The 13657-nt window shown below is 39.1% G+C and carries 8 protein-coding genes; 7 read left to right on the top strand and 1 reads right to left on the bottom strand.

The genetic code is table 11. The features are described from left to right. Positions 1-48 precede the first annotated feature (48 nt). The 7 genes from AN390_RS10650 (at position 49) to AN390_RS10620 (ending at position 12086) form a co-directional block, all read left to right on the top strand. Entirely contained in the window at positions 49-4035 is a 3987-nt protein-coding gene (locus AN390_RS10650; protein WP_055254436.1) for an ATP-binding protein, read from the top strand. After that, positions 4032-6155, top strand: a complete 2124-nt coding sequence (locus AN390_RS10645; RefSeq protein WP_055254434.1) for a PIN domain-containing protein — start codon at positions 4032-4034, stop codon at positions 6153-6155. Before AN390_RS10650 ends, AN390_RS10645 begins: the two co-directional genes overlap by 4 nt. Beyond that, positions 6152-7288, top strand: a complete 1137-nt coding sequence (locus tag AN390_RS10640) for a hypothetical protein (protein ID WP_055254432.1) — start codon at positions 6152-6154, stop codon at positions 7286-7288. Before AN390_RS10645 ends, AN390_RS10640 begins: the two co-directional genes overlap by 4 nt. A 4-nt stretch (positions 7289-7292) precedes the next feature. After that, the gene (locus tag AN390_RS10635; RefSeq protein WP_055254430.1) at positions 7293-9137 is read left to right on the top strand and encodes an AAA family ATPase; all 1845 of its coding nucleotides are present in this window, start codon (positions 7293-7295) and stop codon (positions 9135-9137) included. Beyond that, positions 9137-9718: a 4Fe-4S single cluster domain-containing protein gene (locus AN390_RS10630; protein ID WP_055254428.1), complete on the top strand. Its 582-nt coding sequence runs from the start codon at positions 9137-9139 to the stop codon at positions 9716-9718. Before AN390_RS10635 ends, AN390_RS10630 begins: the two co-directional genes overlap by 1 nt. 172 nt (positions 9719-9890) lie before the next feature. Beyond that, entirely contained in the window at positions 9891-11492 is a 1602-nt protein-coding gene (locus AN390_RS10625) for a hypothetical protein (RefSeq protein ID WP_055254426.1), read from the top strand. Then, on the top strand, positions 11493-12086 hold the full coding sequence (locus tag AN390_RS10620) for a deoxynucleoside kinase (RefSeq protein WP_055254424.1): 594 nt from the start codon (positions 11493-11495) through the stop codon (positions 12084-12086). Between the two features lie 561 nt (positions 12087-12647). Here AN390_RS10620 and AN390_RS10615 read toward each other — a convergent pair. After that, the gene (locus tag AN390_RS10615; protein WP_055254422.1) at positions 12648-13394 is read right to left on the bottom strand and encodes a hypothetical protein; all 747 of its coding nucleotides are present in this window, start codon (positions 13392-13394) and stop codon (positions 12648-12650) included. Positions 13395-13657 lie beyond the last annotated feature (263 nt).

Genomic DNA, 13657 nt, shown 5'->3' with positions numbered 1-13657 from the left:
ATAAATGCTCAAAATGTATTGTTTTGGGTAAAGGGAAAAAGGATTGTTATGGAAAGCCACTTTGATGATGCATTATCTGAAGGTGAACACTATCAGGCTCAAGGCTTGTCTAACTCATTTGCTAAAAAAGTAGTGCCAGAGACAAATAAAAAGTTGGAAGGGGTGCTTTATTGGAGCAACGAATCTAACCGGAATGAAAAACGTTTAAAAGACTCACTAAAGCGCTTGTTTTCTAAACACCCGGCACTAAAAGAAAAATATCAAAAGCATAGTGAAGGCCTAGAAGATCAACTAGATAAATTCTTAAATGATTTTTTTATAGAAAATATCCCGCTGCCGTACTTTTTAGCAAACTTATCGATTAAAGACGCCGCCAATGAACGCATTAACCTTGCAATTCGCATACCTAATCATGGCGAGTTTTTAGGGTACCTGCCGCCTACCAGTACGATTTGTATTCGAGGGTTTTGGGGTGTCAACCAAAGAAACCCAGTGTTTATCCCGGAAGATATTTTTACGAGTTTTAATGATGAACATGCAACTAATTACGAGGTGGAAACCCTTACATCTGCAAGTTCTATCCGCCCTGAACGTCGCTGTACTGACAATATATTAACTAGGGAGCTTGCGGCAGCGCTCCCTGCGATTTCAGTAAAAGCTGCAGAAAGGTTAGAAGCTTGGCAGGAGTTCTTAACTTTTAAAAAGCAATTAGTTGACCGAAAAACAATTGGCTTAAGGTATTTGGAGTGTACAGTTACGCCTGAGAATAACTTAGCATTCCTTGTTGTCAGTGAAGATGCTCAGGTAATTAACCAAGCAGGGCATTTATTTAAAAGAAAAAGCTTAGAGGCGTTCGAGTTAGGGATCTCCCAAAACAAATGGGACTTTAAACTTGATGCTAATAAAAAGTCTACTCGTATCCCCCGGGGTGAGGAGCTTGGTCAACTGAAAGGTAAGATAAATAAATTAGATGCCAAGACACTCAAAGAAAATACGAACCATATTAACTATTTGAATGAGAGCGGCATTAAAGATCCTACTTTAGCATATTTAGTGGTTGAACCATCTGAAGATTGGAAGAATAAACTTGATAATGCGCAAAGGCACTTTGAATTAATTGAACATGGCGGTGAAGCTGAAGAGACACTGAAAAGTTCTGATGATGAGACTGAGTTTGACCGCGTTATAAACGCACTACTTAATGCTATCCCTAAACAAGGTTTTATCTCTTTCCCCTCTGTAGGTGATCTGGCTCTCATCAAACGCCATGAACAAACTGTAAAAAATCTACGTCAAAATGAAAGTTGTTACTCTCCCTATTTATCGAGTTACCTATTTGATATCACGCAAGCTAATCAGTCAACAAATGATGCTCATATTGCGTCGTGGTTTAACGAGCAGTTAAACGATTCTCAGAAACTTGCCGTTAATAAGATGATGTCTGCACCAGATTTATGTTTAGTGCAAGGCCCACCAGGGACAGGGAAAACAACTGTAATCGCAGAAGCTATTCTTCAATTAGCACGCAGGGGAGAAACCATTTTACTCGCGAGCCAATCACACGATGCCATCGATAATGCTCTAAGTTGTATTAAAAACCGCCCTGAATTAAGAGCCATTCGACTTGCGCGCGGACAGGGGAAAATCACCGAAGAGGGAAAAGGGTTCGCTGAAGATAAAGCACTAGAGCGCTATTATTCTAGTTTGAGTACATATGTATCGCAGCAGTGGCTTGAGCCTAAAAAGCAACGTGATAAAGAGTTTACACAATTACGGCTATGGATTGATGAAGCTGATTATGTGAGTGCTGATTTAGAGTATGCTCAATCCGAGTGCAACGACCTGCGACAGCAAAGAAGTGTAGCTAAAGCGCGCTTGAGCACAGAGCAGCGAGCTTATAAAGCAGCGGTAACCAACTATGAAGCATTGGCTAAACAAAAAACAGCAACAAAGAGCTCTTTGCTAAGCATTGAAAGTCAAAAGTGGGAATTGTCACATGATTCATTTTTACCAAAAGTTAGCCAAAACCTGCTTCAAGCATTGCAAAGGATGTCAGTACACAATATTAGTGTAGATCCTAATTTTTTAGAGTTTAATCAATTTAATAATCAAAACTCCTGCTTGTTGGTTCTGAACGCGTTACTGGATACGTGGGCTAATGTTAAACGTATACTCCCAGCGATCAGCACTGACTTATTGCGCCTGCGTGATGCTGGGGCTGGTGCATTACAAGACACTGCTATTAGAGAAGAGTTAGCGTTACTTAAAATACGAGAAACTGAACTCGCTAATCGCATGGATGAAGATGACACTGAGGAACTCGCTCAGCAGTGGCGTGAAGTCAGAAGACGCATCAAAAAGCTAAAAAACCAAGCCACAGGATTAGATGCTTCAACATATAATTGTTTCGTTGATTGTACACATATCATTAACGTCATCGATGCTTCGAAAACGTATGCATTGTTAGCAAATCGCCTCCATGATTTAGAAGTGCTCGATAAAGAAATTAACAACGCACTTAATATAGTCGCCGATCAATTAAAGCAATGGTTAATTGAATATGATGCGATTAAAGCACCTGCTGATGAACAAATAAAAGAGATAGAGGCGTCGCTTTCACAGATAGAGAAAAAGTTAATCTCACAAACCCGCCGTCTTGAGTCACTTCAAGCCAGTGCTTCTAGATTAGTATCACAGCGTTATGATGATACAACACTTAGCTTAAGTGAATGTTTAATAAAAGCTAAAAAAGATTATGAGGAACAAATGTATGTGGCCATGGAGGAAGATAAGCGCCAGGCACCGATGCAAAACTTTTTAAGTGATTGGAAAGATAACTTAACGAGGGAGAGTTCAGCGCAATACGACTGGGAGCATGTTAGTGAAACGTTCGTTGAAAATTGTAACCTCGTTGCTATTTCGTGTAATGAGAGTGATAGAACGCTTAGAGATGCGGGCATGGAAAGCTTTGATACGGTTATTATTGATGAGGTATCTAAAGCAACCCCCGTTGAGTTGTTACTCCCTTTGATGCGAGCTCGACGAGCGGTATTGGTTGGTGATCATCGTCAATTACCACCTGTTTTTCAAGAGAGCCAAGATGCGCAGGCATTTACGGACAAAGTTGAAGAGTCTGAAGATGATGCTGCCGAGACACTACTAACAAAAGTAAACTTGCAGCGTTTCGAAAAAATGGTGACAGCATCACTTTTTAAAGAGCACTTTGAGAATGCGGATGAGTCAATTAAAGAAAGATTAACCACACAATATCGTATGCACCCGCAAATTATGAGTTTTGTAAATCACTTTTATGATGGTCAGCTTATATGTGGCAATAAAGATAAAGATCGTTCACATAATATTGTTTTGAAAAGTCGCAATAACAGACTTTTATCCGCAAATGATCATGTGCTGTGGATTGATACATCGCTTGATTTAAAGCGAAAGCCATTTAAAGAAAGTGAGGATAGAACCAACCGTTTAGAAGCTGAGCTCATAGCTAAAACACTTGTGGAGATCAATCAACAATATTCACAACAAGGGTTTGGTAAACAAGGAAAGAAAAAGCAAGAGGTTGGGGTGGTGTCTTTTTATGCTGCACAGTGTCGCGTTATTCGAGAGGCAATTAAAAGGCATAACCATGGTAAGGTTCAGTTTAATGCTATTCATATTGAGATCAATACGGTTATAAGGTATCAAGGCAAGGAAAAGCCCATTATTTTAATGAGTTTAGTACGTAATGATGGTGGGCCAAAAGAAAGGCGCAGATCGGCCAAGGCGAATATCGCACGGTATGAATTTATTAACGTGGCGATGTCACGGGCACAAAATTTACTGATCGTCTTTGGTGCACGAAATATGCTGGAAACCAGGGACATATGGCTTCCTAATATGGACAAACCTGGGAAACAAAAGAAGCAGGTTTACCGGCAAATATTTGCTCAATTAGATCGGGAGGCAGGCATTTTTGATGCTGCTGAATTTGCGGAACAATTTGCTTATACAACACCGTTAGGTAAAGGAGTACAACGATGATTTACGAGCATAATATACGAATTGATGTGCCTGTTTTTATTATAGAGTCTAAGGTTGCCTACCAAACGGTACGCCGCCCTACGGTATTTGAAAAAAGCGTATTGCAGTTATTTGCTAAGCACGCTGAGCAACTGGGACATTATCGACTTGAAGATATAGCAAATCAGTTAAAGGTAAACTCGGTCTTTTTTGTAGAAGCACTTAAATATTTGAGTGGATTTAGGGCTGTGGAATTTTTATATGGCTCCACAATATCAGATGGTGCGGCATTAACATGCAATAGTATTGCCATTACCGCGGAGGGGCGAGAGTTTCTCGAAAAAAACGCATTGCCGAGTAAAAGCAAAAATACAACGGAAACGGCGTACTACCATCCTTTTTCCGGTAAGCTAATTGGAAAAAACCAAATAAAAACGGATACCTACTCAGATGTGAAGTGTCTTCCTAGTGAAGAGATGGACGTTACGCTTTCTGCGGTAAAGCCGCTGGTGGATGAGAAACTGGGTCAACAATGGGAAAAAAAACCGAATGAACGAATTAAAAGCATAGAATCTGCATTTCGTGGTGCGCTTCGTGATCGAAAAACGTTTAAAATAGATATTACTCGTAACGGCAACATAGAAATCATCGCTAATGATAATGATTTTTCAATATGGCTTGATGCGGCTGATGCGGAATATCTTTGGCAGTTTTTGGTCTCTCCAGCTTTTACCACAGAGTCTAGTAACCCACCTTTTAGGGTGGATTGGCGTCAAGTACGTGATTTAGCCCCTATTAAGAAAACACGCGATTTAATTGTAAAGCAAAAGCCTTATTATCTTTTTTCTTTAGTAAACACCATTAAAACTGATGACGTACTTATTGTTTTAGATCCAAGTGAAGAAACGTCATTGGTCAATAAGGTCTTAACGCTCAAAGAGTCTCCAGTTGAATTGGATAGTGGTGTTGATGCACTAATAAAAACTAAACCTAAAGAAGGGAGTGTTTTAAAGCGTGGGCTCTGCGAGGTTTCTTATCGTGGTCAGCCGCGGCTTGTTGACCTGGCATTACTGGTTGAGTCGAGTGAAAAAATAAATGAGTTAGAACACTTTTTACTAACAAACAATGATATTAATATTATTATTTTTTCTGCCGTTATCGGTGTTCAGCAAGCCATTGAGCGCTTACCTAGTATATATATGTCACAGGTAGTCGAGTACTACGAAAAAATGAAAAAACTTAATACTGAAGTATCTCCTCATCACTTTAGAAAGAAAGTGAAGCTATTGAGAAGTACAGAAGAAGTAGTGAGTTATGCCCAGTTATTTAATGAGCAAAATATACAGTTAGATGCATTGACACCTGAGTGTGCGGTTACGCTTATCAACAACGCTATTAAAAAACGTGAACCTACATCTAGTTTATCTATTTCTAAGACACTTGCAGAGTTGGCTGATGTGTACGCGTCACTTAGAAATAAAACAGGGCAGGATTTATTAAGCTTAAATAACTTTGACTTGTTAAAGCTTAATGTTGCACGCTATAAGCTCTTACATCGCCTTCACGATCACGTTAATGTGTTTCGCGAAAGCCTTAATCCTTCTATTTTTAGCTGCTCAGATTTAGCGGTATTAGACGATAAGCTAACAAAAGCGCTTGCCCACTTTAGTATCCAATATGAAGACCCTCAGAAAACTAATAAGCGTATTATTATTATTGATACGAACTGCCTCATGCATAGCCTTCATCTCCTCGATAAAATTAAACCCTCAGACGAGCTCAAAATCCCTGTCACAGTAACACACGAGCTTGATAGGTTAAAAAATGACAAAAATGAAGAGGGTGAGTGGACAGAAACCGCTAAGCGCGCCAGAGCTGCAATTAATCGGTTAAATGAACTGAATAGTTATGAGCCTTCTCATATCGAGCTGGTGGAGAAAATGGATAGATCTTCATTAGACTCACCAGATATTCATATTCTCTCGGTGGCTGTTTATTTTAGATTGTGTAATTCATTACTGCTCACCGATGATAAAAATTTAAGAAATATGGCTAATGCAGAAGGCATTGCGAATAAGTCGACACAGGAATACCTAACGAACACGGCAGGTAAAAAGTCGAAGAAAAGGAAGAGAAAATGAGCCAGATACATAATGCACGATATAGGTTGGAACGTGAGCAGCGTCAAAGAGTAGCTGAGGAACGGGTCCGAAATACCACATATTCATTTATCGATCGTTACCATAGTGAGTTAGCTAGTGTACAGCAGCAAGGTTTAGCAGAGTACGTACAGGAACGTTATAACAGTTGTTTATCCCAGCTTAAGCGAATAGAAGCAGAGCTTGCTCATGACCCATTTAGTGCTAGAGAAAGATCTAAATCGTTGGGGAATGACGTTTTTGCTCTGCGTAATGTAGCGCGACGTATTAAAGTGCAAGTTGAAGAGGCACAGTATCAGCAACACCGAGATGAGCTTGAGGCAAAAGCCAACGCAGTAAAAGAAAGAAAAGCACATATAAGTAATGCGTGGTCAGAAGCGCTACGTAATTGGACTGATAAATTATCACTGAATTTAATGCTAAAAGAAGTTAAAGAACTTGAACAGCAAGTGTTCGCGGAGCAATCATCAGTAAAACTTCAGGATTTATTAGATCAATTTAAGCAACTTAAAACCAGAGGGTTAGCAAAAGCGGTGGAGCATCGAGCTATCATCGAAAAGCAAACACAGCACACGACTAATTGTGATGTCGTCCAAGCTGTAGTCGACATTGTTTCACCAAGCCTGCCAGCTGATGAGTCTAAAAAATTGACTGAACAAGCAAATACAATTATTTCTGCGAATTCTAAAGATGCAAATGAGCAGCTTAAAGAAATAGATCATTTATCAGATAGAGCAGATAAAATAATCGAAAATGAAGCGGTGAGAAAAGAAACGGTAAAAGCTATTTTTACCACGCTAAAGAGCACTGGTTTCACAGTGCAAAAACCAAAAATGGTGGAAACGAAAGCTGGCATTCGCGAAGTCGTTATTGCTGCAAGTAGACCTGCTGGAAACAGAGCGAGATTCAAAATACGCTTGGATGGCAGTTGCACCTATGAGTTTGATAATTATAGAGGCCAAACTTGTAAAAAGGATATTGATCAAGTTCTACCAAAGCTCAGTGAAGTATATGGAGTCGACTTATCCGATTCGCGGGTAGTGTGGAGTAACCCTGATGATGAAGATGCACAGATGAAACCCATACCATCGCAAACGATGAATAAAAAAGGGTAAGGACATGAACAAACATAAGTTGTCAGAATGGATTGAAGATCTTTCGCGCCAGGCAAAGTTGCGCCGCGGAATTGTTATAAGTGGTAATGTTAATAATAGTGTTTTTACTCAAGAAGGAACACAGCAACCTTTTAAGCTGGTGTTAAACACAACGTTTGAAAGGCTGGGTTTTAAGCACGTAATTCATTACTCTAGGGTAGGAGGGATTTGCGGTATATCGCCAGAAGATTGGAACGAATTACAGCAATCATCAACTCCACCTTCTGAACTAGTTGAGGGCGATGATTATGACTTTGATGATGAGTCAGAGGTTGATCAGCAACAAGTGCAAACGGGGCAAACAGAGCTGACGCCACAAGATTTTTTTACAGTTGCTCAACGTGTGATGCTAAATCCTCATTTTCCGAAAGTCGCATTTGTCATCGACTGGTCCAATTTACTTTTTGGGCAGGTAAATGCGCTTTCAGAGCAAGAGCGGGGCTGGTTAGCGCAATTACTACATAACCTACGGGACTCAGCAGATGAGATGTCGCGTGTAGAAATAGATAAAGTACAAAGTTTAATGGTTTTTGTTTGTGAGGGCGCGAACCAACTACCACCACAGTTGACCGTAGGTAACCCTCAGTTTGCTGAGATCGTTGTCCCGCTACCCAACCGTGCTGAACGCCAACAAGCGATACTAGGTCTTGCTCCTACCTTTAATCTTGAAGGCAGCTTAACGGTAGGATCTCGTTTATTAGAAGATTTTGTTGATTTGACGGATTCGTTAACTCTGCGTGAGATAAACCAACTCGCTCGACTTTCACGTCATCAACAAGAAGCCTTATCCTTAGAGGCATTAGTCTCGTTATATCGTTACGGTAAAAAGGAATCGCCGTGGGAGCAATTAAACTACGACAAGTTAAAAGATGTTGAGGGTACCTTAAACCAGCGAGTAAAAGGACAAGAAGAAGCCATAAAATTAGTTAGAAAAGTGCTTGTTAGAGCGTTTACAGGTTTATCAGGTCTACAGCACTCGGCAAAGTCTAGAATGCCAAAGGGGGCACTTTTTTTTGTTGGTCCAACTGGTGTGGGTAAAACAGAACTAGCAAAATCATTAGCCAGTTTTTTATTTGGTGATGAAGATGCCTGTATGCGTTTTGATATGTCTGAATTTAACCATGAACATGCAGATCAGCGTTTGGTAGGTGCTCCGCCAGGATATGTTGGTTATGAAGAAGGTGGCCAGTTAACTAACGCTGTCAAAAAAAGGCCGTTTTCATTGTTATTATTTGATGAAATTGAAAAAGCTCACCCGCGTATTTTAGATAAATTTTTACAAATTCTAGAAGATGGTCGACTTACTGATGGCAAAGGCGAGACTGTTAACTTTGCTGATACCTTCATTGTCTTTACTTCGAATATTGGTGCGAGTGAAATTGAACCTAGTGAGCAAGCGCTCGAGCAGTTCAAAAGCCACGTTACAAAGCACTTTGTTCAAGAACTTAAGCGCCCAGAGCTGCTGGGCAGAATAGGTGAAGCAAATATAGTGCCTTTTAATTTTATGACGGATTTAGATTTTCTGGTTGCTATTGCAAAGGCAAAATTAGAGCCTCTAAAAATACGTTTAAAAGAAAAGTGGGGCATATCGGATCTTATTTTTGATAATGAAACCAAAGCCCTCACCACAATTGTCGCGCAAGTTGATAAAACGGCAGGCGGGCGAGGCGTGCTGAATGCGATGGTGTCGGCTTTGTTTGACCCTTTAGCTGAGTTTTTATTTGAAAATATTTCGGATTTTTCGGACTTTAATGGGCGGCCAATCAGAGTCGTACAAGCAGGTAAAGCCTTTGATTTTGAGGTGGATTAATGGCGTGGTTAAACGTAGCTGCAATTGTAGATGCTACTGATGCAGAAGGCCCAGGCACTCGTACCGCTATTTGGGTGCAAGGGTGTTTGAAACGGTGTCCATCGTGTTGTAATCCTGATTTTTTAAAGCTTGAACCGGCAAATGTAATTGCAGTCGAACAATTGAAAAAGCAAATTCAGTCAAACAAAGAGCACTTTGGCATCGAGGGAATAACTTTACTAGGCGGTGAGCCAGTGCTCCAAGCGCCAGGTTTATCGGAGCTTGCAGAGTTTGCACAGTGTATAGGCTTATCAGTGATGTTGTTTACAGGGTATAAACTTGAAGAATTAAAAGAGCAGCAATTCAGTGGTATAGATAAGTTATTACAATACGTGGATATTGTGGTTGATGGAGAGTTTGAGCTTGATGATATTGAGCAAAACCGAAACTGGGTTGGCTCTGAGAATCAACAGTTTCATTATTTGAGCCAGAGGTATAATAGTGCTATTGAACCTATCAAAGAGGGGGTTATGACTGAGTGGCGTATAGATCCCGATGGGCTCGTTTCAGCAAATGGAATACCGTTTGTTGTGAAAGTTTGAACTAAGTCAGCTAAAGCTTGCGCTGATAAGGTATAGAGTAAACTCTAAATTACTTAATAGCTATTAAAGACATTAACATAACTGTATTTAGAGGTAAGTACCAAAATAATAAGGGTGTTGTAAGCACCTTATTATCTTTAAAACACGCAAATAAATATAAAAGGGACAGTATATGACTACACTAGAATTAAGCAATGAAGCTTTAAATTGTGAACCTTCATGGGCAATTAATAACCCATACCTAGAAATATTATCGCCACGTTTTTTTTCAAACCATGACTCGGCCGATTGGTCGGACTTACCTAAACGTGTTGGCAGATTATTTTTAAAGGCAGAGAAAAAATATTCAACCTTGGATGTAGCCGAAGAAAAAACGTTAGCGCTTGTAAAATTAATACACGAAGGTGCGTTTCTTCCTAATAGCCCAGTAATGATGAATTCAGAATCTGACGACAGTACAAACCTATTTGCGTGCCACGTATTATCACCACCTTCTAGTTTTAGTGATTTAGATGTGGCTAAACAGATCCATGATGGCTGCGGTGGAATTGGTTATGATTTTTCAAACATGGAAGATCCTATTTCGGCAACATTAAATATAGAGACGCAAACAAATTTACTAAATCCTAATAGAAAAAGGAAAGCACACAGCGCCGTTACTTTATCTTATAAACACCCAAAGATAATAGATTTTATTAAAATAAGCTCTCAATTAGTAATAACCCACACAAATATTGAATTTGATAATGATTTCTTTGATAACGTGTCCAAGCATGATTCTGACTCTTTAAAATTATGGAATACCTTATGTGAATCAATTTATACAACAGGCCGCCCTTCTATTTCATTAAAGGCAGAAAAAGAGAAACGCTCTAAGAGTAAATTAATAAACAATGTTTGCGGTGAATCACTGCTTCGTGAAAATGAGTCCTCTTTGATAGGTTCGATTAACTTAACGAAATTTGTAAAAGAGGGCATTTTTGATTTTGAGCGTTTTAAAAAAGTCGCAAAAGTAGGATTAAACTGCTTAGATAACCTACATGATATTCAAGATCATGCTTCAGAGCTGGTTCAAGAAAGGTGCCTTGAAAGTAGAAAGGTCGGTGTGGGTATAATGGGTTATTCTGATACGTTACTTATGCTGAATATACGTTATGGCTCCGATGAGTCTTTAGCATTTGTAGAAAAATTAATGTCATTGTTACAAGCTACATTAAAAAGTGAAAGTGAGCGTTTAGGAAGAGAAAGAGGGTATTGTAGTCAAGCGTTACTTTTAGAAAATAGTCCCCCTAGAAGAAATGCATCTTTGATGGCTGTACCAGCGAATGGGACGTTGAGTCTAATTGCAAATGTGTCTGGTGGAATTGAGCCTATATTTTCATATTTGATCAAACAGACAGTTCAAGGAGAAGCTATTTTTCAGCTTCAACCCACATTCAAACGTATTCTTCAACGCTATGGTGTTGATACTAATGTCATCTTCACTGAATTAAAAGCCGGAGTAAACGTGGCTGAATTAACTTCGCTCCCATTAGAGCTAAAAACTGTATTGGTAACAGCCAATGATTTATCAACCAAAGAACATATTTTTACACAATCTATGTTTCAAGCTTATATTGATGGCGGGATCTCTAAAACTATAAACCTTCCAAATAGTGCTACGGTTGATGATATTAAGCGCGCATTGCTTCTTGCTAAGGACAAAGGCTGTATTGGCGTTTCTTTGTACCGGAATGGGAGTTTAAAGGATCAGCCAACACAATCGGTGAGTTAAGTGAACAGTCCATTTATTGTATTTGAAGGGATGGATGGCGCAGGTAAAAGTGTCATCAGTTCTCTTGTTGCAAAAAAATTAAAAGCTATACATTTGGAAAGCCCAATAGGGCAGTTTAAAGCGCTTCGGGAGTATGTGGACGAGTACTTACCGAATAGTGGGCGATTTCATTTTTATATGGCTTCTAATTTCGATTTATCTAATAAGATCAGAGAATATAAAACGAATAACACCTGTGTTATTTGTACTCGTTATATATACAGTTCAATTATAGGGTATGCGTCGAGGCAAAATATAGATATAGAAACTTTATATAAGCGAAGTATGGCTGAAAAAGATGAACTTGAGAAACCTGATCTAACATTCTTTTTATACGTTGATAAGGCGCAGCAATGCTTAAGAATTAAATCGAGGAGTGATATTGAAAATAGTAAAAGTGATTTTATGTCCCTCAATGATGAGTCTTACCAAAGAAGACTATCTATGAACTATAAATATATATCAGAAAAAGAAAACTGGTTACATATTGATACGACTTCAAAAGACATTTCAGAAGTCGTCGATTTATGTATCGAAGCGATAAGTAATTTGTGACGTAAGCACCTAGTCAAATATAGATGTAAGTAACTCGTCATAACGATTTAGTTATTTCTAAATTTCAATTAAAGGATAACTGTGAGAGAAGCACTTAGACTTGAGCAGTTCCGTTGTATTATATAAGCGCGATAACTAAGTGACTTAACTATTGCTGGTTATTATCAAAACTACACTTTATAGCCACAAAAAATAAACTAAAAATGTCAAAGCTTATTTAGGCTGTAAGCGTCGTTACTTTAAATCGTGAGTTCCGCTGGCCATTTCTGAAAAGCATATACAGGAATAATTTGGAGTGCCTGAATCAGATAATGCGTGATTCATTGACAGCACGTATATCAATAAACCCTGTGAAAGTTGGCTGTATTTCGCTGTGGCTGTCGGTGTGTTCTTTTCTAAGGTAGTTAGCGGGCGTTACAGCTAATAATGAAGCGGGAAATCGTTATCAAAGCGATATTAGTGGCTGTATGGACTGATAAAACAAAGCAGCCTAGCTTAAAAAGCTAGGCTGTCGAATCCTATTGTTCGGCACGTAGTGGTGACGATGGATCGTTCACATTATTAAGCATTCGTTACTTCAGCGACTTTTGCTTTTACGCTTTTCAAAATTTCAGCGACATCAATAACGTTTTTATTTGACTTTTTGGTTTCAATTATAGCATTGACGACAACTTTTGAGCCGTTTCTATAAGGGAAAGACTCTACGAGCATAACAACTTTAGCACCGTCGACTGTCGTCATATAGTAATCCTCTAAACCGAGTTTAGAGTTACTACCATAAATGCGGAATCTGCCATGTACTTTTTTCATTAGGCGATCAAAGTTAGCTTTTACTGACTGAGAAGGGTATTCAGAGTTGATTTCAAATTTTGTTTTAAACTGCGAGTTTTTTAGATAAGCAGCTATATCGATGCTAGGCACAGCAAAAGGAAGTATAAACCCTTGCTGATAAGGCGTCATTTTTACCGGCTGATAGGTAACTATATTAGCATCTGCTGTACGCTCGGTGCTTTGTTTAATTGTGTAGACGGCACCGGATCCGATTGTTCCATTATGGACACGCTTTTCTACTAAAAAGTCGCCAGACGACTCGGCCGTTTTTATGCTGTCATACTTCACGCAACCGCTGTCGCCAGAAGAAACACATGTATTGTATGCGTTAAAACTAATGTCAATTGATTGATCGAGTGGCATCTTATAGCTAACGCTAGGGATGTTTGTGAGCTGAACCTCAGCAGGAGGCGGGGTTGATTTACACGCTGTTAATGAAGAAGCCAACACTGCAACGGTCATTACTTTTTTAAACATACTTCGTCCTTTGTAGTAATAAAAAACTTGCACTTCCTGTGCCCTGTAGTTTGTGCATAAAAGTACAAGTTATTAGATTTAAAATATATTCTAATAATATTTGATTACCTCATCAATAGATAAAGTGTATTTTCACACATTTTTATCTCAGCCTTTTGCGAGGTGGAAGTGTCTCAAAGAGCCATTTTCAGACGTTTTCATGTCTCATATGTAGAGTTAAATAGGGCGGAAAGTCTTACTGTATAGGGCTGCCGGGGAGGGGA

Origin of the sequence: Pseudoalteromonas sp. P1-11 (assembly GCF_001399995.1) — a bacterium.
In the GTDB taxonomy this organism is placed as follows: Bacteria; Pseudomonadota; Gammaproteobacteria; order Enterobacterales; family Alteromonadaceae; genus Pseudoalteromonas; species Pseudoalteromonas atlantica.
The sequence above is the reverse complement of the archived record's forward strand: the minus strand, read 5'-3'. Positions and strand labels throughout refer to the sequence as shown.